Source organism: Paracoccus aminovorans (genome assembly GCF_900005615.1).
GTDB lineage: Bacteria > Pseudomonadota > Alphaproteobacteria > Rhodobacterales > Rhodobacteraceae > Paracoccus > Paracoccus aminovorans.
This window is the reverse complement of the sequence record NZ_LN832559.1, coordinates 3015606-3040205: the sequence shown is the minus strand read 5'-3', so window position 1 is coordinate 3040205 and position 24600 is coordinate 3015606. Positions and strand designations below refer to the sequence as shown.

24 protein-coding genes are annotated in these 24600 nt (G+C 68.3%); 10 read left to right on the top strand and 14 right to left on the bottom strand.

The features are described 5' to 3' along the window. Positions 1-13: 13 nt before the first annotated feature. From JCM7685_RS15080 to efp, 9 genes are all read right to left on the bottom strand, one after another. The gene (locus tag JCM7685_RS15080; protein ID WP_074968314.1) at positions 14-1030 is read right to left on the bottom strand and encodes an aldose epimerase family protein; all 1017 of its coding nucleotides are present in this window, start codon (positions 1028-1030) and stop codon (positions 14-16) included. Beyond that, on the bottom strand, positions 1027-1869 hold the full coding sequence (locus JCM7685_RS15075; RefSeq protein WP_074968317.1) for an SMP-30/gluconolactonase/LRE family protein: 843 nt from the start codon (positions 1867-1869) through the stop codon (positions 1027-1029). The genes JCM7685_RS15080 and JCM7685_RS15075 overlap by 4 nt, the downstream gene beginning before the upstream one ends. Continuing rightward, entirely contained in the window at positions 1866-2468 is a 603-nt protein-coding gene (locus JCM7685_RS15070) for a 2-dehydro-3-deoxy-6-phosphogalactonate aldolase (protein WP_074968319.1), read from the bottom strand. The genes JCM7685_RS15075 and JCM7685_RS15070 overlap by 4 nt, the downstream gene beginning before the upstream one ends. Then, positions 2465-3367: a 2-dehydro-3-deoxygalactonokinase gene (locus JCM7685_RS15065; protein ID WP_074968321.1), complete on the bottom strand. Its 903-nt coding sequence runs from the start codon at positions 3365-3367 to the stop codon at positions 2465-2467. Before JCM7685_RS15065 ends, JCM7685_RS15070 begins: the two co-directional genes overlap by 4 nt. Further along, the gene (gene mmsB, locus JCM7685_RS15060; RefSeq protein WP_017999142.1) at positions 3364-4548 is read right to left on the bottom strand and encodes a multiple monosaccharide ABC transporter permease; all 1185 of its coding nucleotides are present in this window, start codon (positions 4546-4548) and stop codon (positions 3364-3366) included. Before mmsB ends, JCM7685_RS15065 begins: the two co-directional genes overlap by 4 nt. Continuing rightward, positions 4541-6115 carry a multiple monosaccharide ABC transporter ATP-binding protein gene (mmsA, locus tag JCM7685_RS15055; protein ID WP_074968336.1) on the bottom strand — a complete coding sequence of 525 codons (1575 nt, stop codon included), beginning with the start codon at positions 6113-6115 and terminating at the stop codon, positions 4541-4543. Before mmsA ends, mmsB begins: the two co-directional genes overlap by 8 nt. Before the next feature lie 66 nt (positions 6116-6181). Then, positions 6182-7246: a multiple monosaccharide ABC transporter substrate-binding protein gene (gene chvE / locus JCM7685_RS15050; RefSeq protein WP_074968322.1), complete on the bottom strand. Its 1065-nt coding sequence runs from the start codon at positions 7244-7246 to the stop codon at positions 6182-6184. A 272-nt stretch (positions 7247-7518) separates the two neighbouring features. Beyond that, the gene (locus JCM7685_RS15045) at positions 7519-7821 is read right to left on the bottom strand and encodes a GNAT family N-acetyltransferase (protein WP_074968324.1); all 303 of its coding nucleotides are present in this window, start codon (positions 7819-7821) and stop codon (positions 7519-7521) included. A gap of 90 nt (positions 7822-7911) precedes the next feature. After that, on the bottom strand, positions 7912-8475 hold the full coding sequence (gene efp / locus JCM7685_RS15040; protein WP_074968328.1) for an elongation factor P: 564 nt from the start codon (positions 8473-8475) through the stop codon (positions 7912-7914). Positions 8476-8822: 347 nt separating this feature from the next. On the opposite strand from efp, the gene JCM7685_RS15035 reads away from it, so the two are divergent. Both JCM7685_RS15035 and JCM7685_RS15030 read left to right on the top strand, forming a co-directional pair. After that, positions 8823-9143 carry a DUF6280 family protein gene (locus JCM7685_RS15035; protein WP_074968330.1) on the top strand — a complete coding sequence of 107 codons (321 nt, stop codon included), beginning with the start codon at positions 8823-8825 and terminating at the stop codon, positions 9141-9143. A gap of 604 nt (positions 9144-9747) precedes the next feature. Beyond that, complete coding sequence (locus JCM7685_RS15030; protein ID WP_100526019.1) at positions 9748-10680, top strand: IS5 family transposase; 933 nt, start codon at positions 9748-9750, stop codon at positions 10678-10680. A gap of 522 nt (positions 10681-11202) precedes the next feature. Here the strand turns inward: JCM7685_RS15030 and JCM7685_RS15025 are convergent. After that, on the bottom strand, positions 11203-11919 hold the full coding sequence (locus JCM7685_RS15025) for an LrgB family protein (RefSeq protein WP_074966396.1): 717 nt from the start codon (positions 11917-11919) through the stop codon (positions 11203-11205). Continuing rightward, positions 11916-12269: a CidA/LrgA family protein gene (locus tag JCM7685_RS15020; protein WP_074966397.1), complete on the bottom strand. Its 354-nt coding sequence runs from the start codon at positions 12267-12269 to the stop codon at positions 11916-11918. The genes JCM7685_RS15025 and JCM7685_RS15020 overlap by 4 nt, the downstream gene beginning before the upstream one ends. Before the next feature lie 150 nt (positions 12270-12419). On the opposite strand from JCM7685_RS15020, the gene JCM7685_RS15015 reads away from it, so the two are divergent. From JCM7685_RS15015 to JCM7685_RS14995, 5 genes are read left to right on the top strand one after another with little or no spacing between them, the layout of a single operon-like run. Further along, the gene (locus tag JCM7685_RS15015) at positions 12420-15863 is read left to right on the top strand and encodes a chromosome segregation SMC family protein (RefSeq protein WP_074966398.1); all 3444 of its coding nucleotides are present in this window, start codon (positions 12420-12422) and stop codon (positions 15861-15863) included. A 42-nt stretch (positions 15864-15905) separates the two neighbouring features. After that, a complete protein-coding gene (locus tag JCM7685_RS15010; protein ID WP_074966399.1) occupies positions 15906-16370 on the top strand; it encodes a YbjN domain-containing protein in 465 nt (154 codons plus the stop codon). Between the two features lie 12 nt (positions 16371-16382). After that, complete coding sequence (locus JCM7685_RS15005; protein ID WP_074966400.1) at positions 16383-16823, top strand: RidA family protein; 441 nt, start codon at positions 16383-16385, stop codon at positions 16821-16823. Further along, positions 16820-17581 carry a glycerophosphodiester phosphodiesterase family protein gene (locus JCM7685_RS15000; protein ID WP_074966401.1) on the top strand — a complete coding sequence of 254 codons (762 nt, stop codon included), beginning with the start codon at positions 16820-16822 and terminating at the stop codon, positions 17579-17581. Before JCM7685_RS15005 ends, JCM7685_RS15000 begins: the two co-directional genes overlap by 4 nt. Before the next feature lie 51 nt (positions 17582-17632). Then, positions 17633-18775: a GNAT family N-acetyltransferase gene (locus tag JCM7685_RS14995; RefSeq protein ID WP_074966492.1), complete on the top strand. Its 1143-nt coding sequence runs from the start codon at positions 17633-17635 to the stop codon at positions 18773-18775. Positions 18776-19108: 333 nt separating this feature from the next. On the opposite strand, the gene JCM7685_RS14985 is transcribed toward JCM7685_RS14995, so the two are convergent. Further along, on the bottom strand, positions 19109-19915 hold the full coding sequence (locus JCM7685_RS14985; RefSeq protein ID WP_083412577.1) for a TIGR02186 family protein: 807 nt from the start codon (positions 19913-19915) through the stop codon (positions 19109-19111). Beyond that, positions 19912-20835 (bottom strand): sulfite exporter TauE/SafE family protein, encoded by a 924-nt coding sequence (locus JCM7685_RS14980; RefSeq protein ID WP_074966403.1) that lies wholly within the window; start codon positions 20833-20835, stop codon positions 19912-19914. Before JCM7685_RS14980 ends, JCM7685_RS14985 begins: the two co-directional genes overlap by 4 nt. Positions 20836-21020: 185 nt before the next feature. Between JCM7685_RS14980 and surE the strand changes: the two genes are divergently transcribed. The 3 genes from surE to JCM7685_RS14965 are packed head-to-tail and all read left to right on the top strand — an operon-like array spanning position 21021 to position 23669. Continuing rightward, entirely contained in the window at positions 21021-21815 is a 795-nt protein-coding gene (surE, locus tag JCM7685_RS14975; RefSeq protein WP_074966404.1) for a 5'/3'-nucleotidase SurE, read from the top strand. 8 nt (positions 21816-21823) lie between these two features. Beyond that, entirely contained in the window at positions 21824-22474 is a 651-nt protein-coding gene (locus tag JCM7685_RS14970; RefSeq protein ID WP_074966405.1) for a protein-L-isoaspartate(D-aspartate) O-methyltransferase, read from the top strand. 31 nt (positions 22475-22505) lie between these two features. Further along, positions 22506-23669, top strand: coding sequence for a M23 family metallopeptidase (locus JCM7685_RS14965; protein ID WP_083412579.1), 1164 nt, complete (start codon positions 22506-22508; stop codon positions 23667-23669). 94 nt (positions 23670-23763) lie between these two features. Here the strand turns inward: JCM7685_RS14965 and JCM7685_RS14960 are convergent, their stop codons facing one another. Next, positions 23764-24576 carry a hypothetical protein gene (locus JCM7685_RS14960; RefSeq protein ID WP_074966406.1) on the bottom strand — a complete coding sequence of 271 codons (813 nt, stop codon included), beginning with the start codon at positions 24574-24576 and terminating at the stop codon, positions 23764-23766. Positions 24577-24600: the final 24 nt, after the last annotated feature.

Sequence of the window (24600 nt, the reverse complement as noted above, 5' to 3'; positions counted from 1 at the left end):
ATTGGTTAATTTGCTATGCGTCAACCTTCGCCGGGTGCTGAAACCGCAGGAGCGTCACCTGTCGGTAGATCTGTCCTTGTAAGATTCGCGCAGAGGGATAGTCAGGCCGGTTCGGCGCGTCGGGCCAGAGCTGCGATTCCAGCGCGACGCCGGTATGGCGGCCATAGGGCCGGCCGGCAAGGCCCGGCGCGCCGGGGGAAAAGTGGTTGGCCGGATAGATCTGCAGCCCCGGCTCGGTCGAGTGCAGCTGCATCCGCACCGCGCCGGCTTGCAGCACCGCGGCCCTGCGCGGCAGACGGCGGCGTTCGGGCGCGAGGCAGAGGTTGTGGTCGATCGGCGGCCCTTCCAGCCGGTCGCCCAGCCGCACCGGGCGGCGGAAGTCGAGCGGCGTGCCGCCCACCGGGGCCGGGGGTCCAAGCGGGATCAGGTCGGCATCGACGGGCAGGTAGCTTGTTGCGGGAACGGTCAGGCGATGGTCCGCCACCGTGTCGCTGCCGTCGAGGTTGAAATAGCTGTGCTGGGCGAAATTGCACAAGCTCGTCCGGTCCGTGGTGGCGGTGATCGTCAGCTGCAGCGTCGGTCCGGGCAGGATCTGGTAGATCGCGCGCACCGGCATGGCGCCGGGAAAGCCCATATGGCCGTCCGGCAGCAGGTCGGCGAGCGCGACCGATGCCTCGGTCTGCTCGGCCAGGACCCAGTTGCGGGTGCCGCTGCCGTCGCTGCCGCCGTGCAGCATGTTGCGGCCGTCCTGGTTGCGGTCGAGGTCTAGCGCTTGCCCGTCCAGGACGGCGCGGCCATGGGCGATGCGGTTGGCATAGCGCCCGACCACGGCCCCGCAATAGCGGCCTTCGCCCAGATAGGGTCGCAGTTCGGGAAAGCCCAGCACCAGCGGATGCGCGACGCCGTCGAGCCGCAGATCCTGCAGCGAGGCGCCCAGCGTGATGACCGAGGCGGTCAGCCCATGGCCCGAGATCGTCGCCCGCGTCACCGCCCGGCCATCGGGCAGCGTGCCGAAGGGCCGCCGGATCATGCCCGCACCCGGGGTTCGGGGCGGCCGCGGGCCTGGGGGTCCAGCAGCCAGGTGCGGCCGTCCTGCGGGCCGTGGCGGCCCTCGGCGGCGCTGGTGACCAGCAGCTGCGACAGGTTGGGTCCGGCGAAGCAGGGGCAGCTGGGCTGGCTGGCGGGCAGGGCCAGGCGCTTGAGCAGCCGGCCGTCCGGGGCATGGCAGGCGACCGAGCCGCTGCCCCAGCGCGCGTTCCAGAACCGGCCCTGGTCGTCGGTGACCGCGCCGTCGGGAAACTGGTCGGTGCCGGAGAGGTCGAGGAAGAGCCGCGCCTGACCCTTGGGCCAGCCCTGTTCGTCCAGCGCCTGTGCCCAGACCCTCTGCGCCGCGGTGTCGGCGAAATAGGCCAGCCGGCCGTCGGGGGAAAAGCAGATGGCATTGGGAATCGACAGGCCCGCGCGCAACTGGCGCAGCTCGCCGTCGAGGTAGCGATAGAGCGCGCCCTGGCCGGTTTCGGCGCTGCGCGACATCGTGCCGATCCAGAAGCCGCCCTGCGGGTCGGCGCGGCCGTCGTTCGAGCGGTTGCCGGCGCGGTCGGGTTCCAGCGCCACCAGCTTCTGGTGGGCGCCGGTGCGCAGGTCGAAGCGCAAGAGCGCGGTCTCGCTGGCGATCAGCAGATGATCGCGGTCGATCCAGCCGCAGGCCGAGACCATCTCGTCGAACTGCCACTCCAACGGGTTGCCGTCGCGCTGCGACATCAGGCGGCGGCCGAGGATGTCGAACCAGAAGGGCTGCGCGCGCTCGGGGTGCCAGAAGGCGCCTTCGCCCAGCTCGCAGATACGCGGGTCGAAGACCGCGGCGTTCATCCCAGGGCCTGCATGGCGGCGATGATCTCGCGGGCGCGGGTGGCGACGGTTTCGGGGGCATCGCCGGGCTTGTAGAGCGCGGTGCCGATGCCGAAGCCCTGCGCCCCGGCAGCGTGCCATTCGGCGAAATTCTGCGGCCCGGCGCCGCCGACGGCATAGACCGGGATTTCGCGCGGCAGGACGGCGCGCAGCGCCCTCAGCGCCGCAGGGCCGGCCTGGTCGGCGGGGAACAGCTTCAGCCCGGTGGCGCCGGCGGCGATGGCGGCGAAACATTCCGTGGCGGTGAACACGCCCGGCCAGCTTTCCAGGCCGCGCGCCCGGGTCTCGCGGATCACCGCCGGGTCGGCATTGGGCGAGACGATCATGCGGCCGCCGGCATCGGCGACGCGGCCGACCTGTTCCGGCGTCAGCACGGTGCCGGCGCCCAGCGTGGCCTGGCCGCCGAAGGCCGCCGCCATCAGCCGGATGCTTTCCAGCGGGTCGGGCGAGTTCAGCGGCACCTCGATGCGAGTGATGCCGGATTCGATCAGGGCGCGGGCGACGGGCAGGGCCTCGGGCGGGGTCAGGCCGCGCAGGATGGCGATGATGGGCTGGGTCATGGGTCCTCGTGCAGAAGCCGGTGGGCGGCGGTCAGCCCGGCCAGGACCAGCGCAGCGCCGTCCTGTCGCCGGACCCGGACGCCCTGCGCCAGCAAGAGCGTTTCGTAATGCGTCGTCAAGTCGGGGGCGCCGATCAGAACGACCTCGGCCCCGGTCCAGAACGGGCGGGCGGCGGCCAGTTCGGCGCCGATCAGCAGGCCGGAAAGCCGCCCGGCCGCCTGTTCCGGCGCCAGCCCGCGCAGCAGCGCCCCGGCGCGCAGGGCGAAAAGCCCGGCCGGGACAGAGGCAGGGTCGGCCAGCGCCTGCGCTCCGGCCTGGGTCAGGGCCTGGGCGTCTGGCGTGGCTTCGGCCAAGGTCAGGCGCAGCACGGATTGCCGGGCGAGCAGGGCGAAAAGCTCTCCGGTCATGAAGGTGGCGAAGCGGGCGACGGCGCCATCCGCGATCCGGGCCCATTTGCTATGCGTGCCCGGCAGGCAGAGCACGCCGCGAAAGCCCGGGTTCCCGGCCAGGAAGCCGGCGATCTGGGTTTCCTCGCCGCGCATCACGTCGGGCGGGTCGGCCTGCGACAGGCCGGGCAGGATGCGCAGGTCCAGGCGCGGGTCCGTGACCGGGGGGCGGATCGCCTGCCGCGGGTCCAGCGGGGGGCAGGGGACAGAGCGATAAGCGGCCTCGACCCAGCCGCCGCGGGCGCCGACCATGCCGCAAGCCAGGACCGGGATGGTGCCCGACGCCGGCAGCCAGTCGGCGATCAGCGCCAGCAGCGCCGGCTCGAATCCCTCGGGCGCAAGCCGGCCCATGCCCTGGTCCGAGGCGCGCGCCTGAAGCATCTGCGCGCCCTGCATGGCCCAGGCGCGCAGTCGGGTCGTGCCCCAGTCGACGGCGATCCAGTTCGGCGTCACGATTTCGACTTGTTCGAGACGTCGAAGATCACCGCGGCCATCAGCACCAGCCCCTTGATGACCTGCTGATAGTCGATGCCGATGCCCAGGATGGACATGCCGTTGTTCATCACCCCCATGATGAAGGCACCGACCACGGCGCCGATCACCGTGCCGACGCCGCCCGCCATCGAGGCACCGCCGATGAAGACTGCCGCGATCACGTCCAGCTCGAAGCCGACGCCGGCCTTGGGCGTGGCCGAGTTCAGCCGGGCCGAGACCACCAGCCCCGCCAGCGCCGCCAGCATGCCCATGTTCATGAAGGTCAGGAACACCACCCGTTCCGAGTTGATGCCCGACAGTTTCGCCGCCTTGGCATTGCCGCCGATGGCGAAGATGCGCCGGCCGATGGTCGTGCGTTCCGACAGGAAGGCGTAAAGCGCGACCAGCACCGCCATGACGATGAAGACATTGGGCAGGCCGCGGAAATTCGCCAGCGCCCAGGTCATCCAGACCATCGCCAGGAAGATCAGCGCGTTCTTGGCGGCGAAAAAGGCGAAGGGCTCGTCGGCGATGCCCACCGCCTCTTCGCGCTTGCGGCCGCGGATCTGCAGCCACAGGATCACGACCGCCGCACCCCAGCCCAGGATCAGGGACAGGGTGTTGGGCTTGTCCGGGCCGAACAGGTCGGGGATGAAGCCCGAGGCGATCATCTGGAAGCCGCGCGGGAAGGGACCGATGTTCTGGCCCTGCAGGATCCACATGGTCAACCCGCGGAACACCAGCATCCCGGCCAGGGTGACGATGAAGCTGGGGATCTTCCAATAGGCGATCCAATAGCCCTGGATGCCGCCGATCACCGCGCCGGCGACCAGCGCCAGCACCACGACCAGCGGGATCGGCAGGCCCATGCGCACGATCATCAGCGCCGCCAGCGCGCCGACGAAGGCCGCGACCGAGCCGACCGACAGGTCGATGTGGCCGGCCACGATCACCAGCAGCATGCCCACCGCCATGATGACGATATGGCTGTTCTGCAGGAACAGGTTGGTCAGGTTCACCGGCCGGAACAGGATGCCGCCGGTCACCACCTGGAAGAAGGCCATGATGATGATCAGCGCGAACAGGATGCCGTATTCGCGGATGTTGCGGCGGATGAAGCCGAAGGTGTCGCCTTGGCGGGTCTCGGTGGTGTCAGACATGGGCGGCCTCTGCCTCGATTTGCTCGGGCGTGACCGCCTCGTCGGTCAGGTCGTGGCCCGAGCGGATGATGATGGACATGATCTTTTCCTGCGTCGCCTCGGCGGTGCGCAGTTCGCCGACCAGCCGGCCCTCGTTCATCACTAGGATGCGGTCGGTGATGCCCAGAAGCTCGGGCATCTCGGAGGAGATCACGATGATGGATTTCCCCGAGGCCGCCAGATCGCGGATGATGGTATAGATCTCGTATTTGGCGCCGACGTCGATGCCGCGCGTGGGCTCGTCCAGGATCAGGATCTCGGGTTCCGAGAACAGCCATTTCGCCAGCACGACCTTTTGCTGGTTGCCGCCTGACAGGTTCACCGTCTTCTGCTCGACCGAGGGCGAGCGGATGTTGATGCGTTTGCGATAGTCGCGGGCGACGGCGCCCTCGCGCTGCCGGTCCACCACGCCGCGCGTGGAAATCCCGGCCAGGTTCGCCAGCGGGATGTTGCGGCGGATCGTGTCCTCCAGCACCAGGCCCAGCGACTTGCGGTCCTCGGTCACATAGGCGAGGCCGGCGGCGATGGCCCTGGGCACCGTGGTCAGCTCGACCTCGCGGCCGTGGATGCGGACGCTGCCCGATTTCCAGTCGCCCATTGAGCGGCCGAAGATGCTCATGGCAAGCTCGGTGCGGCCGGCGCCCATCAGCCCGGCGATGCCCAGAACCTCGCCCTGACGCAGTTCGAAACTGGCCTTCTTGACCAGCAGCCGGCCCTCGCGCAGCGGGTCGGCGACGGACCAGTCGCGGACCTGCATCACCACCTCGCCGATCTTTGGCTCGCGCGACGGATAGCGGTCGTCCATGGCGCGGCCGACCATGTCGCGGACGATCTGCGATTCCGCGACCATGCCGTCGTGATGGGCCACGGTCGAGCCGTCGCGCAGTACGGTGATGCTGTCGCAGACCTGGCTGATCTCGTTGAGCTTGTGCGAGATCAGGATCGCCGTCATGCCCTGGTCGCGGAACCCCGCCAGCAGGCGCAGCAGCGCGTCGCTGTCATGCTCGTTCAGCGAACTGGTCGGTTCGTCCAGGATCAGCAGGTCGACCTTTTTCGACAGCGCCTTGGCGATCTCGATCAGCTGCTGCTTGCCCATGCCCAGGGATCCGACCTTGGTCTCGGGGCTTTCGCGCAGGCCCACCTTGGCCAGCAGTTCGGCGGTGCGGCGATTGGTTTCCTGGCGGTCGATGATGCCGCGCGTGGCAATCTCATTCCCCAGGAAGATGTTCTCGGCGATGGACATCTGCGGCACCAGCGCCAGTTCCTGGTGGATGATGACGATGCCCTTTTCCTCGCTGTCCTTGATGGAGCGATTGGCCATGGGCTGGCCGTTGTAAAGGATTTCGCCCTGGTAGCTGCCATGCGGATAGACGCCCGAAAGCACCTTCATCAGCGTGGACTTGCCGGCGCCGTTTTCGCCGACCAGGGCGCGGATCTCGCCCCGGCGCACGGTCATGTTGACGTTGTCGAGCGCCTTGACCCCGGGGAATTCCTTGGTGATTCCCCGCATTTCCAGAATGGCGTCCATCATTCCCCCCGGTATGACAGGCGCGCCGCCGCAGGCGTCAGGCCCGCGGCGGCGGCGTGGTTCAGGTCACTTCAGCTGGTCTTCGGTATAATAGCCCGAGCCGACCAGGACCTCCTGAAGGTTCTTTTCCGTCACCGCGACCGGCTCCAGCAGGTAGGAAGGCACCACCTTGACGCCGTTGTCATAGGTCTTGGTGTCGTTCACCTGCGGCTCTTCGCCCTTCAGCATGGCGTTGACCATGCCGACGGTGACTTTCGCCAGCTCGCGGGTGTCCTTGAAGATGGTCGAATACTGCTCGCCCGCCTGGATCGACTTGACCGATTGCAGCTCGGCGTCCTGGCCGGTGACGATGGGCATCTTCATGTCGCCCGAGCCGTAGCCGACGCCCTTCAGCGAGGACAGGATGCCGATCGACAGCCCGTCATAGGGCGACAGCACCGCATTCACATGCTTGTCGGTGTAGTTGGCCGACAGGATGTTGTCCATGCGGGCCTGGGCGGTGGCCGGATCCCAGCGCAGCGTGCCGACCTTATCCATGCCCATCTGCCCCGAGGGGATCACCACCGAACCATCGTCGATCAGCGGCTGAAGCACCGACATGGCGCCGTCGTAGAAGAAATAGGCGTTGTTGTCGTCCGGGCTGCCGCCGAACAGTTCGACGTTCCAGGGCTTCACGTCCGGGAAACGCTCTTTCAGGCCGTCGACCAGCGTGGTCGCCTGCTCGACGCCCACCTTGAAGTTGTCGAAGGTGGCGTAATAGTCGATGTCGGGCGTGTCGCGGATCAGCCGGTCATAGGCGATGACCTTGATGTCGGCGGCTTTCGCATTGGCCAGCGCGTTCGACAGCGTGGTGCCGTCGATGGCGGCGATCACCAGCACGTTCACGCCCTTGGTGATCATGTTCTCGATCTGCGACAGCTGGTTCGGGATGTCGTCGTCGGCATATTGCAGGTCGGTCTTGTAGCCCGCCTCCTGGAACTGCTTGACCATGTTGTCGCCATCCGCGATCCAGCGCGCCGAGGTCTTGGTCGGCATCGAGATCCCGACCATGCCTTCCGCCGCGGCCAGCCCCGGCAGCGACAGCACCGCCACCGAGGCCAGGACCCCGGCGAGTTTCCTGAAGTTCAGCATGACTCCTCCCTATCGATTCCCTGTCGATTTGCCCGCCTTGCGGGTGGCCGCCTCCACGGTCCTGGCCCAGCCGGCGTTCCTGTCGTTTTTCGGCGCGGGACGCCCGCATGGCGGGGCAAACCCCGGCATCAGGCGCCGCAACGGTCCATGGACCGCCGGCCTGAAAACGAGGCTAGCCTTGGCCGATATGTCCGTCAAATATTCTGAAAGTGTATTTGCATATCGAAAATGACATGCCGGTTGGCGCTAACAGCCGCGCCGGGACATCCTGCTCAACCGGCTTGCAGATCCGCCCATTCCGGGTGACGCTCGAACTGGGCGCGGACATAGCTGCAGGCGGGGACGATCATCACGCCGCGCGCCCGCGCGTCGGCGACCAGCCGGCGGACCATGGCCGCGGCGACCCCGGTGCCGCGCATCGAGTCCGGCGCATAGGTATGATCGGCGACGATGATGCCCGGTCCGCCGTTGCGCCAGGTCAGCTCGGCCTCGCCCGGGACGCCAGCCAGGGTGACGACATAGCGGCCGGAACTGCCGTAATCCTCATGCGCGACATGGATGCTGGGTTGGGTCATGCCACTCTCCGTGCTTTCCGGCGCGATAACGCATGAATCGCCGCCCGGGTCCGTGACGTTGCGTCACGAAACCGGGACGGCGCCACCGCGTCAGGCGCGCTCGGAATATTCGAACAGTTCGGTATTGACGACGATGGCCTCGTCCACGCCGACGAAGGGCGGGATCATCACCCGCACGCCATTGTCCAGGATCGCCGGCTTGAAGCTTTTCGCGGCGGTCTGGCCGTTCAGCACCGGCTCGGTCTCGGCGACCCGGCAGATCACTTTCTGGGGAATGCGCACCGACAGCGCCTCGTCGCCGTAATATTCCACGGCGGCCATCATGCCGTCCTGCAGGAACGGGCGGCGGTCGCCCAGCAGGTCGGCGTCCAGCTCGGTCTGCTCGAAGGTCTCGCTGTCCATGAACACCAGCTTGCCGTCGGTTTCATACAGGAATTGCTGGTCCTTGAACTCCAGTTGCACCTGCTCGACCTTGTCCTCCGAGCGGAAACGCTCGTTCAGCTTGCGGCCGTCGCGCAGGTTCTTCAGCTCGACCTGGGCAAAGGCGCCGCCCTTGCCGGGCTTGACATGGCTGACCTTGACCGCGGCCCAAAGCCCGCCGTCATGTTCCAGCACCACGCCGGGCTTGATTTCGTTGCCATTGATCTTGGCCATTCGGATAACCTTGAAAATATTGGGAATTCATTGGCGGGTCGCGGGGTTGAACCGCCCTTGCGCGCACCTATATCCATTGCCGCGGACCGTGGCAACCAAAACGCTTTTCCGGCGTTGTCAAGGGCGGTCGGGGGCCTGTGGATGTCGCAATTTCGTTGCTTTTGACGGTTATTGAGGCTATCCGCTGGGGCTTGCGCCTGACGCATGGCGGTCATGCGGCGGCAGGCATACCGAATCAGGGCGCGGATCGGGTACATCGGCCCGTGCCGCCTAAAGAGGCAGAAATGCAGCGAGTTTGGCAATAACTGCCGAGCGCGGGGCAATACAAGAACAACAGGATACTGGTAATGCGCGATTTCGTGGATGGCTCGGCTTTCAATTTTGAACAAGGTCAACGTGCCCGCAAGCTGTTTGCCGCCGTTGTGCTTGCTGCGCTGGACGATGCGATTGCCGACGACAAGAAATACGGCAACGGTCCCGATCAGATCGCCCGCTGGGCGCGGTCGCGCGACGGCCGCGAGGTGCTGTCCTGCGCCGGCATCGACCCGAACGAGCGGGTGGTGAAGGGGCTGATGGAGTTCGTGTCCAAGGGCGTGCGCACCTCGGTCGCCCTGTCGCGCGAGGAAAGCGAACGCCGCCACGCCGCGGAAGAGGCCGACGCCGCATAAGGGCGCGTCCCTGCCGGCATGCGATGGGCCGTCCCGTGGGGCGGCCTTTTTCGTTGGGGCGGGAGGAATGCCTGAATTGGGGAGGTGCCGTTGAAAACCCATGCTGGTGCCGATGACGCCAAGCGTCGCCTGAAACGGCAATGACAGAAGTGCATCGCGCCTGCTGCGCCGATAAGGACAACGACCTCTTCAACAGGATGCGGCACGAAGTGGACGTAGGCGCTTTCCAGTGGGCCAAAGCCTTATATATGGTCAAAATGAGTTGTTGGGGGGCATCGAGTGGAAACGGCAAGTCGGATCTTTCAGACCCTAGACACCCTCAAAAGCGCAAGCCCAAGTGTGTTTCACTCAGGCAAGGGTCGTGTGGATGATCCTGACCCGACTTACTCAGCATGGCACTTGCGGGGCGCTCTCCCGATCAGCAGTAAGACATACCCGCAGATAAAGCGTTTGTTCCTGCAAGATTGCAAACAACTACGTTCATTCACATGGGCGAAGCGCTTTCCGAATCTCGAAAAACTGTGGGTTTACGGGTCGGACCGGCTCTGTTGCACAAATCCTGTCATGGATTCATCTGATGAAACCCGTACGGTAGCTGGTCTGCATGAGCCGACCCGCATCCCCGACATACAGAACCCGGAACTGGCCAGCCTACAATGAAGCGCTCAAGCGCCGGGGTTCGCTGACGATCTGGTTCGACCCCGAGATGAGCTGGGATGCCGCGCCGACAGGCAGGCGTGGCCGCCAGCAGACCTACAGCGATGCCGCCATTCAGACGTGTCTTTCGATGAAGGTGCTCTTCGGCATGGCGCTCAGGCAGACGACTGGTTTCGTCGAGAGCCTGCTGCAGTTGGTTGGTCTCGACTGGACGGTGCCTGACTTCAGCACCCTGTCCCGTCGCCAGAAGACCCTGGCTGTGAACATACCGTATCGCGGGTCCAAGGGGCCGCTGCACCTGCTGATCGACAGCACTGGCATCAAGGTCGAGGGCGAAGGCGAGTGGCACGCCCGCAAGCATGGCGGCCCGAAACGGCGCGTCTGGCGCAAGATCCATCTGGGGATTGATGAGGAAACGCTGGAGGTTCGGGCGGTGGAGATCACAGGGAGCCACATCGGCGATGCGCCGGTGTTACCCGACCTGCTCAAACAGATCCCGGCGCACGAGCAGATCGGCCGCGTCACAGCAGACGGCGCCTACGACACCCGCAAATGCCACGATGCCATCGCTGACCGCGGCGCCGACGCTGTCATTCCGCCCCGCAAGAACGCCAAACCCTGGAAGACAGTCGCCGCCGGCGCGGGCGCACGAAACGAGGCTCTGCGGGCATCGAAATACCTCGGTCGTGCCCTCTGGCGACGATGGAGTGGATACCACCCCCGAAGCCGCGTCGAGACGAAGATGCACTGTGTGAAACTGCTGGGTCAGCGCCTCATGGCACGGGACTTTGACCGACAGGTCGCCGAGCTTCAGGTCCGTATCGCTATTCTGAACCGTTACACCGCGCTTGGCACCCCCGTCACAGAGGCCGTGGGATAGATCTGTCCGGGGAAAGGGGAAATCCGGCCATCAACTCTTTGGTGCAACAGAGTCGGTCGGACAAGATTGCTGATCTTGAAGGAATTCAAGCTGCCAGGTGTCTCAAGTCTTTGACAATATGGCCTTCGTTCTCCGCTACGATCACTTTGAGCAGTCTTTCCCCGGTAAGCTCTCTCGAAAAACTGGAGGAGTTGATCTACGCGGGAGGGACCCGCGATGGTTCGTTGGAGGCGCTGAACGTCCTCCACAACCTAAAGACGGTGTTCTTCTCAAACTCCTACTCTTGGCAAGAGATTGCCCGATTTGAGGCTCACCATCCTCAGGTCGACTTTCCTTGGAAAGGTGGCATTATTACGGTCGCAAATCCGAGTCTTCTAAAGTGCAAAAATTGTGGGGCGCCACAATCTATGCTGACAGGCAAAGGCCTTCGACTAGCATGCCCAACGTGTGACTCCGCCTATATCGAGAAACATCTCAAGCGTTACACCCAACAACTGTCCACCTAGGGCTCAAATGCCCTTTTCACTGGAACAGATGCAGCACCAGCGGCGCGATGATCGCGGTCAGCACCGCGTTCAGCCCCATACCGATGCCGGCAAAGGCGCCCGCGGTCTCGTTGACCTGAAACGCCCGCGCCGTGCCGATGCCATGCGCCGCTACGCCCAGCGAAAAGCCGCGCGCCCGCCAGTCGCGGATCCCCAGCGCGTTCAAGAGCGGCGTGGCGATGATCGCGCCAAAGATGCCGGTCAGCAGCACCAGCACGGCGGTGATGGTCGGCTCGCCGCCCAGCCCCTCGGAGATGCCGATGGCGACCGGGGCGGTGGTGGATTTTGGCGCCAGGCTGGCCAGCATGACCGGGCCCAGCCCGAAGGCCTTGCCGATCGCCAGCACCGAGATCACCGCCGTCAGTGAGCCCGCCAGTAGCCCCGCCACCAGCGGCAGCGCCGCCTTCCTGACCCGGTGCAGGTTGTCGTAAAGCGGCATCCCCAGCGCCACCGTGGCCGGGCCCAGCATGAAATGCACGAATTGCGCGCCCTCGAAATAGGTCTGGTAGCTGGTGCCGGTGGCCCAGAGCACCACCCCCAGCAGGATCACCGCGGTCAGCACCGGATTGGCCCAGCTCTGCCGGTTCATGCGGCGGAAGAAGCGGTCGCCCAGCACATAGGCGACCAGCGTCGCGGTCAGCCACAGCAGCGGCTCTTGCGACAGATAGCTCCAGATCAGCGCCGCGTCGGTCATTCCTCGTCCCCGCCCATCCAGCGCACCACGGCGGTAAAGACCAACGCCCCGGCCGCGATCGCCAGCGCGGTCGAGACGGTCAGCGCCAGCGCGATGGCCAGCCCGTCGTGGCGGAACTGGCCCAGATGCGCGATCACGCCCACGCCGGCCGGGACGAAGAACAGCGACAGGTTGCCCAGGATGCCGGTCACCACCGGGCGCAGCATCTCGGCCAGGGCCGGGCGCAGCGCGCAGCTGCCGAGCAGCAGCAAAAGCCCGACCACCGGGCCGGGCAGGGGCAGGCCCAGCCCGCGCGAGGCGATCTCGCCCACGAGTTGAAGGAACAGCAGGATGGCAAGCGCGGGAATCATTCCGGCACGTTAGCACTGTCCAAGTCTTGTGTTGACCCCTTAAATCTTGTGGATAACCAGTCATACTTGGCCATATCTGGGCGATTTGGTTGACTTGGCGGGGCGGATGGCCAAAACTCGGCCGATGCTGACCCAGCCGGATTGGTCCCTTTGCGCTTCGACCGCCTTCGCCTGAACGGATTCAAAAGCTTCGTGGACCCGACCGACCTGGTCATCCGCGAGGGCCTGACCGGCGTGGTCGGCCCGAACGGTTGCGGCAAGTCGAACCTGCTGGAAGCGCTGCGCTGGGTCATGGGCGAGAACCGTCCCACCGCCATGCGCGGCGAGGGGATGGAGGACGTGATCTTCGCCGGCACCGCGCGGCGGTCCGCCCGCGCCCATGCCGAGGTCACGCTGACCATCGACAACAAGGACCGCCTGGCCCCCGCCGGCATGAACGACGCCGACTCGCTGGACATCACCCGCCGCATCACCCGCGACGCCGGCTCCGCCTATCGCATCAACGGCAAGGACGTGCGGGCGCGGGACGTGCAGATGCTGTTCGCGGATGCCTCGACCGGGGCGCATTCGCCGGCGCTGGTGCGGCAGGGACAGATTTCGGAACTCATCAACGCCAAGCCCAAGGCCCGCCGCCGCATCCTGGAAGAGGCGGCGGGGATCAGCGGCCTCTACCAGCGCCGGCACGAGGCCGAACTGAAGCTGAACGGGGCCGAGGCGAACTTGACCCGCGTGGACGATACGCTGGACCAGCTCTCGACGCAGGCCGCCAGCCTGGCCCGGCAGGCCCGCGCCGCCGCCCGCTATCGCGAGATCGGCGCCGCGCTGCGCCGGGCCGAGGGCGTGCTGCTGTATCGCCGCTGGGCCGAGGCCGACCAGGCCAAGGCGGCAACCGCCGAGGCGCTGCGCGCGGCGATCCGCGCCGCCGCCGAGGCCGAGGCCCAGGCCCGCCGCGCCATCGCCGCCCGCGAAGGGGCCGAGGCGACGCTGCCGCCGCTGCGCGAAGAAGAGCAGGTGGCCGCCGCCATCCTGTCGCGCGCCACCGTCGAGCGCGAGGCGCTGGACGAGGCCGAGGCCCGCGCCGCGCAGACGATCCAGACCCTGCTGGCGCGCATCGCCCAGCTGGACCGCGACATCGAGCGGGAATCGGCGCTGAACCGCGACGCGGGCGAGGTGATCGCGCGGCTGGACTGGGAAAGGCGCGAACTCGACAAGGCCGGGCAGGGGCATGAGGACCGGCTGGCCCTGGCTTCCGAAACCGCCGACGAGGCGGCCGAGGCGTTGCGCGAGGTCGAAGCCAAGCTGGCCGAACTGACCGACGAATCCGCCCGGCTTGCCGCCCGCCACCACTCGGCCGAGCGGCTGGCCCAGGACCTGCGCCAGATGCTGGACCGCGCCGGCCGCGCGGCGCAGGAGGCCGAAGCCGCTGCCGCCCGCGCGGCCGATGCCGGCACCCAGGCCGACGCCGCCCGAGAGGCTGCCGAAGAGGCGCAGGAGGCCGCCCGCGACCGTGTCGAACAGGCCGAGGATACGCTGGCGGCTGCCGAAGAGAGCCGCGCCGCGCTGGAGGCCGAGGAATCCGCTGCCCGCTCGGCCCGGGCCGAGGCCGAGGGCGAGGTGTCGGCGCTGAATGCCGAGATGGCGGCGCTGAAACGGCTGGTCGAACGCGGCCAGGGCGGCGGCGCGATCCTGGAGCTGGTGCGGGTCGCGCGCGGCCATGAAGCCGCCTTCGGCGCGGCGCTGGGCGACGATCTGGGCGTCGGGCTGGCCGGCGACGGCTCGGGCTGGCACCTGCTGCCGGGCTATGACGCGCCGCAGCCGCTGCCCGCCGGCGCCGAGCCGCTGGCACCGCATGTCGAGGGACCCGAGGCGCTGGGGCGGCGGCTGTCGCAGGTCGGGCTGGTCGCGGATGCGGCCACCGGCGCGGCGATGCAGGCGCAGCTTGCCCCCGGCCAGCGGCTGGTCACCCGCGACGGCGACCTGTTCCGCTGGGACGGCATGCGGGTGATGGCGGGCGAGGCGTCCTCGGCCGCCGCGCTGCATCTGCAGAAGGTCAACCAGCTGGCCGAACTGACCGGGCAGGCCGCGGCGGCGCAGGCCCGGGCCGCCGCGGCGCAGGCCGCGCATCAGGCGCTGCGCGACCGCCATCTGGCCGCGGCCGAGGCCGAGAAGCGCGCCCGCGACGCAAGGCGCGATGCCGAGCGCGGGCTTTCCGAGGCCGTGCGCGCGGTCACCCGCGCCGAATCGGACCTGTCCATGGCGCAGAGTCGCGCCGAATCGGCCCGCGCCGAACTGGCCCGCCACCGCGACGATGCCGCCGACGCGCGCAAGCGTCTGGCCGAGGCAGAGCGGGCGCTGGCCGACCTGCCCGACCGCGGCGCGGCGGCGGCGGCGGTGGAACATGCCCGCACCGGGGCCGAGGCTGCGCGCATCGCCACCCTGACCCGGCGCGGCGCGCTGGATGAGTTGCGGCGCGAGGCGAATGCCCGCACCAAGCGCCTGCAAGAGATCGCCAAGGAGGAATCCGGCTGGCGGCTGCGCCTGGACCAGGCCGGCACCCGCGCCGCCGAACTGGCCGCACGCCGCGACGAAGCCGCCGCCGATCTGGAAGAGGCCGAGGCCCAGCCCGAGATCCTGGCGGAACGCCGCGCGGTGCTGACCGAATCCGAAGCCCAGGCCGCCGCCCGCCTGGCCCGCGCCCGCGCGGCCCTGTCCGCCGCCGACCAGGCGCTGCGCATCGCCGCCGAGGCCGAGCGCGAGGCCGAGCGTGCGGCATCCGACGCGCGCGAGACCCGCGCCGCCCGCGAGGCCCGCGCCGAGGCCGCGACCGAGGCCGAAGCCGCCGCCCGGCTGCGCATCCACGAAGAGCTGGAAGCGACGCCCGAGGCGCTGCTCGACAGCCTGGGTGAGGTCGAGGAGATCGCTCCCGACGCGCTGGAGGACCGGATCGCCCGGCTGCGCCAGCAACGCGATGCGCTGGGCGCGGTCAACCTCCGCGCCGACGAGGACAAGCGCGAGCTGGAAGCCGAGCGCGACCGGCTGGGCGCCGAGAAGGCGGACCTGACCGAGGCGATCCGCAAGCTGCGCCAGGGCATCGGCAGCCTGAACCGCGAGGGGCGCGAGCGGCTGCTGGCCGCCTTCGACACGGTCAACGCCAATTTCACCACGCTGTTCACGCATCTGTTCGGCGGTGGCGAGGCGCGGCTGGTGCTGGTCGAATCCGACGACCCGCTGGAGGCGGGGCTGGAGATCATGTGCCAGCCTCCGGGAAAAAAACTCAGCACGCTCAGCCTGTTGTCGGGGGGCGAACAGACGCTGACCGCGCTGGCGCTGATCTTTGCGGTCTTCCTGGCCAACCCCGCCCCGATCTGCGTGCTGGACGAGGTGGACGCGCCGCTGGACGACGCCAACGTCACCCGTTTCTGCGACCTGATGGACGAAATGACGCGCCGCACCGACACCCGCTTCCTTGTGATCACGCACCACGCCGTCACCATGGCGCGGATGGACCGGCTGTTCGGCGTCACCATGGTCGAGCAGGGCGTCAGCCAGTTGGTTTCCGTGGACCTGAAACGCGCCGAGGCTCTGGTCGCCTGACACGCGATGCGCTATCAGCGCGCAGCTTCCCCGGAGTCCGCCATGCGTGCCCTGTTTCCCCTCGCCGTCCTGGCGTTTCTTCCGGCGTTGCCGGCGATGGCCGAACTTTCCTCTCCGGTGCTGGGCGACCCGAAGCAGATCGGCGAGCTGATGGCGCAAAGCGGGCTGCCGATCAGCCGCGGCGCGGACATCGAGGGCATGCCGGTGCTGGAAAGCCGGATCGACGACATTCGCTTCAACGTCTATTTCTACGGCTGCCGGCCGCTGTGCGAGCGGATGCAATTCGTGTCGGGCTTCACCCTGCCGGCGCCGATGACGCCGCAGCTGGCCAATCAATGGAACCTCTCGAACCCGTTTGCGACAGTTGTGGTGTCGGATAGCGGCGATGCCTTCCTGGAAATGGACATCGGCCTTGCGGGCGACGGCATCGGGCGCAAGAATTTCGACGAGGCGCTGGCCAGCTGGCGCGTCGCCATGAACGAATTCCGCGATTACATCGACTGGTAGGAGAAGAACGCGATGACCATCGAGACGAAACTGGCAGAGCTTGGGATCACGCTGCCCGACGCCCCGGCGCCGGCGGCGAACTATGTCCCTTACGTCATCTCGGGCAATTTGCTGTTCGTGTCGGGGCAGATCTCGGCGCTGAAGGGCCGGGTCGGCGACCAGGTCGGCACCGCCGAGGCGGCCGAGGCCGCGCGCGGCTGCGGGCTGTCGCTTCTGGCGCAGGCCAAGGCGGCGCTGGGCACGCTGGATCGGGTCGAGCGCGTGGTCAAGCTGGGCGGTTTCGTGAACTCGACCGCCGATTTCACCGACCAGCCCGAGGTCATCAACGGTTGCTCGGACCTGATGGTCGAGGTGTTCGGCGACAAGGGCCGCCACGCCCGGGCCGCGGTCTCGGCCCCGGCGCTGCCGCGCGGGGTGGCGGTCGAGATCGAAGCGGTCTTCGAGATCGAATGATCCCGCTGCATCCCGATTTCCTGCGCCTGCCCCTTGCCCATCGCGGGCTGCACGGGCCGGGCGTGCCGGAAAACAGCATGGCGGCGTTCCGCGCCGCCATCGCCCGGGGCTATGGCATCGAATGCGACATCCAGCGCGCGCTGGACGATACGCCGATGGTGTTCCACGACTACGACCTGGCGCGGCTGACCGGCGAGGCCCGGGGCACCGTCGCCGCCAGCACCCCCGCGCAGCTGGCGCGGCTGCGGCTGATGGGCAGCGGCGAGGGCATCCCGACCCTGGCCGACATGCTGGCCGAGGTCGCCGGCCGTGTGCCGCTGCTGATCGAGATCAAGGACCCGACCGCCGATTCGGGACCCGATGTGGGCGCCCTGCCGGGCCGGGTGGCCGCGGCGCTGGCCGGCTACGGCGGGCCGGTGGCGGTGATGTCCTTCAACCCGCATGTGGTCGCGGCCTTCCACGCGGCCGCGCCCGGCGTGGCCGTCGGCCTGACCACCTGCGGCTATGACGCCGAGGAATGGCCGGCGCTCGATGCGCCTGCCCGCGCCCATCTGGCCGCCATCGCCGATTTCGACGCGGTGGGGGCGGGCTTCGTCTCGCACGACCGGGCCGATCTGGCCAATCCGGCGGTCGCGGCGCTGAAGGCACGGGGCGTGCCGGTGCTGTGCTGGACCGTCGGCAGCCCGGAACAAGAGATCCAGGCCCGCCGCGTCGCCGACAACATCACCTTCGAGCATTACCTGCCCGCGAGACCCTGATCTGGCTGCTGCCCGCTGACAAAGCCGGGCGGCATGCCTATGTTTCGCCGCATGAGCGAAATGACCGTCTCCGTCCTGCCCGCCATCTCCGCGATCCCGGCCGCCGATTGGGACGGCTGCGGCGCGGGCGGCAACCCCTTCACCAGCCACCGCTTCCTGGCGGCGCTGGAACAGTCCGGCTCGGTCGGCGAGGGCACGGGCTGGCATCCTTCGCATCTGGTGGCGCGGGTCGGGGGCCGGGTCGCGGGCGTCGCGCCCTGCTATCTCAAGACCCACAGCCAGGGCGAATACATCTTCGACCACGCCTGGGCGCAGGCCTATGAGCGCGCCGGCGGGCGCTATTATCCCAAGCTGCAATGCGCGGTGCCCTTTACCCCGGTCACCGGCCCGCGGCTGATCGCGCCGGACCGTCCGGTGCAGGCGGCGCTGTTGCAGGCGATGGCGCAGCTGGCACGGCAATCGGGCCTTTCGGGCGCGCATGTCACCTTCTGCACCCAGGCCGAGGCGGAACTGGGCGAAGCCGCGGGCTTCCTGCCCCGCGCCAGCGAGCAGTTCCACTGGCTGAACCAGGGCTACGGCACATTCGACGACTTCCTGGCGCAGCTGTCCTCGCGCAAGCGCAAGGCGATCCGCAAGGAGCGCGAGCGCGCCCAGGCCTTCGGCGGCACCATCCGCAGCCTGACCGGGGAGGAGATCCGGCCCGCGCATTGGGACGCCTTCTGGACCTTCTACCAGGACACCGGCGGCCGCAAATGGGGCCGGCCCTACCTGACGCGCGCCTTCTTCGAGCGGCTGCACGAGACCATGCGCGACGATTGCCTGCTGGTCCTGGCCGAGCGCGACGGCCGTCCCGTCGCCGGGGCGCTGAACCTGATCGGGCCGGACGCGCTGTACGGCCGCTATTGGGGCTGCACCGAGGACCATCCGTTCCTGCATTTCGAGCTGTGCTACCACCGCGCCATCGACTGGGCCATCGCGAACGGCCTAGCCCGGGTCGAGGCCGGCGCCCAGGGCGAGCACAAGCTGGCGCGCGGCTATCTTCCCACCCAGACCCATTCGCTGCATTGGGTCCGGGACGAGGGCTTCCACCGGGCGATCAGCGATTACCTGGACCGCGAACGGCAGGCGGTGGGGCAGGAGATGGCGCTGCTGGCCGAACTGGGGCCGTTCCGGCGCGGCGAGATCTCGGGCTAGGTTGCGCGGCCTATCGGGATCCCTCTTCCTGATCTGACGTGCATCCCTGTTTGCGTTGCCGCAGGATGGCGATGGAACTTTGGACCGGCTTTTGGCGCATGTCATGGGGAACGGGCGGACGCGGGGCGGCATCCGGCGTGACAATCGGACGGTTGCCGAGGCGGTGCTGCGGATCGTGCGGACAGGCTGGCCGTGGCGAAAGCTACCGCGCGGTCGCCACCATCGCCGCTGTCGTCCCGCGAAATTCGGCGTGCCGCTGACGGTCTGCGTGGTGAACATCGCCCATGGCGGTGCCCGCGGCCCGGCCGGGAATCGGACAAGCGTCCACTGAACCTAGGTCCGCTTGACCAGCCGGAAGGCGGCCGAGGCGCCCCAGCCGGCGGCGACCGCGATGGCCAGCGACATGATGCCGTAGATCAGCGGCCGGTCCAGCGCCAGCCGATACAGCCAGCGCTCCAGCCCGACCTTGCGCACCTCGATGGGCGCGCGGAAGCTGTCGATCACCGCCCCGTCCCGCAGCAGGAAGATGCGGGTGCTGTAGAAGCCCTCGATCAGGTTGGCGGGCAGGCGGACATCGGCGCGGAACAGCGTCTGCTCGGCCAACAGCACGGCGCCGTCGTCCTGGCGGTACATGTCCGCATTCTCGCGCAGGCGGACGAAAGCCTCGGTATAGGGCACCACGTCGGGCACGTCGGCATTCCCGGCGAAGGCCCGCATCGCCAGCGGGATCGAGATGCGGAATCGCTGGTCCTGTTCCGGCTTCAGGATGCGCTGCAAGGGCCGGGTGGTGGCGACGACATAGAAGCTGGGCGCCGAGCCGATGCCGACGCGGCCGGTGTTGACCCAGACCCCCAGCCGCCGCTCCTTGTGGCGGACGGTGACGGCGCGGGCCGGTCCCTCGACCGTGACGATCACGTCCAGCGGGTTGTCGCGCGGGATCGGCCGCTCGCGCTTGATGGCGCCATAGATGATGATCTCGGACCCGTCGAAATTGGTGGTGATGTCCACGTCCTCGCGCGACAGGCCGGCGACGATCTGCTCGGGCGGGGGCGGCGTCGGGGTGCGCGGCGGCATCAGCCGCTGCTGGGCCGTCGCCGGCAGTGCCAGCGCCAGCAGCAGCAAGGCGGCGCGCAGGATCATTTCAGGATCCCCGGCGTGATCGAATATAGGTCGTCCGGGCGCAGGAACAGGTCCAGCGCCAGCTTGCCGCAGACCGCCAGCACCAGCAGCGCCAGCAGGATGCGCAGCTGCTCGGCGCGCAGACGGGCGCCCAAATGCGTGCCGATTTGCGCCCCGGTGACGCCGCCGACGATCAGCAGCACCGCCAGCATCACGTCCACCGTGTTCGACGACACCGCATGCATCAGCGTGGTATAGGCCGACAGGAAGGTGATCTGGAACAGCGAGGTGCCGATGACCACCTTGGTCGGCATGCCCAGCAGATAGATCATCGCCGGCACCATGATGAAGCCGCCGCCGACGCCCATGATCGCGCCCAGCACGCCCACCGCGCCGCCGACCAGCAGCACCGGGATGGCGCTGATGTAAAGGCCCGAGGCGCGGAACTTCATCTTCAGCGGCCATTTGTGCACCCAGCCGTGCTGATGGCGGCGCATCGGCTTGATCGGCCCGCTGACCCGCATCCGGCGCAGCGCCCGCAGGCTTTCCTGCAGCATCATCCCGCCGATCAGGCCCAGGAAGACGACGTAGCAAAGCTGCACCACCAGATCCACCTGGCCCAGCCGCGACAGCATGTTGAAGAGCAGCACCCCGACCGACGAGCCGACCAGGCCCCCCGCCAGCAAGACCCAGCCCATGCGGAAATCGACGGTCTTGCGCTTTACATGCGCCAGCACCCCCGACACCGACGAGGCCACGACCTGATTCGCCCCGGTGGCGACGGCGATGGCCGGCGGGATGCCGATGAAGAACAGCAGCGGCGTGATCAGGAAGCCGCCGCCGACGCCGAAAAGTCCCGACATCAGGCCGACGATGCCGCCCAATCCGACCAGCGTGAAACCGTTGACCACCACCTCGGCGATGGGAAGATAGATCTGCATATCCTGCCCGACCCGTTTCTTGATCCGATCCTGCCCCGCCCGGATGCGCGCGTCAAACGCTGTGCGCCTGTCGCCTGCGGGTTGTCGCAGGGCTGTGGCAGGGATAAGCATTGTGTCACGGGCAGATAACCGGCGATGATGCGGGCGGCATGGGGGCTGCCGGCGCCCCGCCGAACAGGGACGACATGCGCATTCTGATCACAAACGACGACGGCATCAACGCTCCGGGACTCGAGACGCTGGAGGCCATCGCGGCCGAGGTCGCCGGTCCGGGGGGCGAGGTCTGGACCGTCGCCCCCGCCTTCGAGCAATCGGGCGTGGCCCATTGCATCAGCTATGTCCATCCGACGCTGATCGCCGAACTGGGACCGCGCCGCTTCGCCGCCGAGGGGACTCCGGCCGATTGCGTGCTGGCCGCCATCGCCGACGTGATGAAGGACGATCCGCCCGATCTGGTGCTGTCCGGCGTGAACCGGGGCAACAACTCGGGCGAGAACGTGATGTATTCCGGCACCGTGGGCGGGGCCATGGAGGCGGCGCTTCAGGGCCTGCCCGCCATCGCGCTGTCGCAATACATGGGCAGCCGCACCGCGGCGCTGGCCGACCCGTTCGAGGCGGCCCGCGTGCACGGCCCCCGGCTGGTGCGCAAGCTGCTGGATTACGGCGACTGGACCTCGGACCAGGATTTCCGGCTGTTCTACAACATCAATTTCCCGCCCTGCGACGCGGCCTCGGTGCTGGGGCTGCGGGTCGCGCCCCAGGGTCGCCGCCAGGGCGTCGGCTTCGAGGTCGAGCCCTATCACGCGCCGAACGGCCGGCGGTTCCTGTGGGTGCTGGGCGGTTCGCAGACCGTGCCCGCCACGCCCGAGAGTGACGTGGACGCGAATATGCGCGACTATATCTCATTGACGCCGATGCGGCCGGACCTGACCTGCCATAAGACCCTGGCCGAATTGCGCGGCGTGCTGGACGAGGGCTGAACCTGGGCATGAGCGACGATCCCGAGACTGCCGAACGCAAGATGCGCTTCCTGTTCGCGCTGCGGCAGCGCGGGGTCACCGATCCGCGGGTGCTCGAGGCGATGGAGCGCATCGATCGCGGCGTTTTCGTGCGCGGGCATTTCGAGGATCGCGCCTATGACGACACGCCGCTGCCGATTCCCTGCGGCCAGACCATCAGCCAGCCCTCGGTCGTCGGACTGATGACCCAGGCGCTGCAGGTGGGGCCGCGCGACAAGGTGCTGGAAGTCGGCACCGGCTCGGGCTACCAGGCCGCCATCCTGTCGCTGCTGTGCCGGCGGGTCTATACCATCGACCGCCACCGCCGGTTGGTGTCGGAGGCCGAGACGCTGTTCCGGGACCTGGGCCTGACCAATATCACCGCCATCGCCGCGGACGGCTCTCGCGGGCTGCCCGAGCAGGCGCCCTTCGACCGCATCATGGTCACGGCGGCGGCCGAGGATCCGCCGGGCCCGCTCTTGGCGCAGTTGAAGTTAGGCGGTATCATGGTGGTGCCGGTGGGGCAGTCGGATGCGGTGCAGACCCTGATCCGGGTGCGGCACGGCGAAAACGGCTATGAATACGACGAATTGCGACAGGTGCGCTTCGTGCCGCTGGTCGAGGGGTTGGGACAGACATGACCCCCGGCCGTCCAGAGTGAGGAACGGGCAGATGGTGATGATCAGGCGATGGGCGCTGGTTGCGGGCGCCGCGGTGACGCTGGCGTCCTGCGGGCCGCAGGGCGGACTGGATTTCAGCAATTTCGACCCCGATCTGCGGGGTTGGGGTCGCGGCGGACTGGACACCGCCCCTGCCGCCGCGCGCGCCCAGCCGCGACCGGTGCCGGACCAGCGCGGGGTCATCTCTTATCCCGGCTATCAGGTCGCGATCGCCCGCCAGGGCGACACGGTCGCGACCATCGCCGCGCGGCTGGGGCTGAACGCGGCCGAACTGGCCAGCTATAACGCCATCAACGCCAATACCGTGCTGAATCCCGGCGCCGTCGTTGCGCTGCCGCGCCGGGTGGCCGGCGGCGCGCCGGCGGCGGCCTCCTCGACCGGCCAGGTCAGCGATCCCTTCGCCGGCCAGGGCGTCCGCCAGCCGAACGCGGCGGCGACTGCCGGTGGCGCCGCGGCGGTGATCGCCACGACCCTGCCGGCATCGAGCCAGCCACGTCAGCATGTCGTCGCCGCGGGCGAGACCGCCTGGTCCATCGCCCGCAAATACGATGTCTCGGTCAACGACCTGGCGGCGTGGAACGGGCTGTCCGCGGGCATGACCCTGCGCACGGGGCAGCGGTTGCTGATCCCGGTCGCCGGCAAGGCGCCTTCGGCCACCGCTGTGGTGACCGCGCCCGGCAGCGGCAGCCCGACGCCGCGGCCGCCGTCTTCGACCGAGCCGCTGCCGAACGAAAAGACCAAGCCGGCCAGCAGCGCGGTGGACAAACCCACCAGCCCCGACCTCGGCAAGACCCGCACCGCCGCCTCGGGCAACGGGCGGTTCCGCATGCCCGCAAACGGGGCGATCATCCGCACCTATCAGAAGGGCAAGAACGAGGGCATCGATATCTCGGCCCCGGCCGGCAGCACGGTTTCCGCGGCCGGCAGCGGCACGGTGGCCGCCATCACCCGCGACACCGACAATGTGCCGATCATCGTCGTGCGCCACGACGGCAACCTGATGACCGTCTATGCCGGCATCGAGGATGTCGCCGTCAGCAAGGGCCAGTCGGTCGGTGCCGGCACCGCATTGGGCAAGGTGCGCAGCCAGGGTGTGGTGCATTTCGAGGTTCGCAACGGTTTCGACAGCGTCGACCCCGAGAAATACCTGAACTAGCGCGCGCCCTTTGTCCGCGCCAGACGCCGGCGCCAGAGCCGTCGGGGCCGGTCGGATACCGACCCCTCGCCGCCGGCGCCGGCGTCTGGTGCGGTCATTCTTCTTCGCACATCTGGCGCAGGGTCAGTTCGATCTCGTTGCGGATCATCTGCTGCAGGTTGCGGCTGAGGCGGGTGCCGATCTCGCCCTGCAATTCCTGCCGGATCGCCTCGCGGATCATGCCGCGCAGATGAGCGCCCTTCTGCGTGTCCTTGCCCTGCGGCGCGAACAGATGCGCCTCGTTCTCGCGGTTGAGGGCCTCGGCAGCGGCGTGAGCCTCGGCCAGGGGGTTGATCGGGGTCACGGAAGCATTCACATGCAGCATGGTTTCCTCCATTTGCACGGTTGTGGTGGGGGAGTCTTCAAGGAAAGGGCCGAAAGGCTGGATCGGGACCGGCTCGAAGCCGGTATCCGGCGCGGGCTCCGCCGCTTCTGCCGCGGCGGTCTCTTGCGCTTCGCCCTCCGGCCCCGCAGGGACGGGGTCCGGCTCGGCGGGGGCGGTCAGCGGCATCTTCAGCCAGTCGCTGAAGAAGCGGGCCTCGGCTTCTGCCGTGGTCGCCGAGGTCGGGTCGGCGGTCCCGGCTTCGGGCGCCTCTTCCGATTCGGCCATCGCCGGCGTGGCCACGAGGTCGTTGCTGTCCAGCACCAAAGGCGTCACCGTCGCCGCGGTCCCCGGCACGGCCGACAGCATCGGCTCGGCCAGGATGCGGGGGGCGATGTCCTGCCCGGGCAGCGCGTTCAGCGCCTGGTTCGGAAGGCGACAGCCCACTTCATCCTGCGCGATGAGCCGGCGGATCGAGGCCAGCACGTCGCCGACATTGTCGGCCCCCGGGGGCGGGACCGGATGGCGCATCATCTCATGCTGCATGATGCGCCCCCGGATCGAGGGCGG